The organism is Vibrio sp. 10N.261.55.A10, assembly GCF_041470825.1.
GTDB lineage: Bacteria > Pseudomonadota > Gammaproteobacteria > Enterobacterales > Vibrionaceae > Vibrio > Vibrio crassostreae_C.
In genome coordinates, this window is sequence record NZ_JBFRNC010000141.1 from 1 (window position 1) to 220 (window position 220).

Below are 220 nucleotides of genomic sequence, written 5' to 3' on the forward strand. Positions count from 1 at the left end.
GTCGGCACACTAAATTCTTTGCTTAAAGAGTTAAACTCTTCAATTAAAACCTCATATAAAATGAAGTCCTTTAAAAATGGCTCCCCTTGCAAGACTTGAACTTGCGACATACGGATTAACAGTCCGCCGTTCTACCAACTGAACTAAAGGGGAATTACTTGTCTCAACATCAGGTCTATAAAGACCATTATTTGTTAAGTACCAAATAATGGTGCCTCGA

Annotated in this window: 1 tRNA gene; it reads right to left on the reverse strand. The window is 37.7% G+C overall.

The annotated features are described in order from the left end of the window. Nucleotides 1-77: 77 nt before the first annotated feature. Nucleotides 78-153: transfer RNA gene (locus AB4274_RS22110), tRNA-Asn, on the reverse strand. Nucleotides 154-220: the final 67 nt, after the last annotated feature.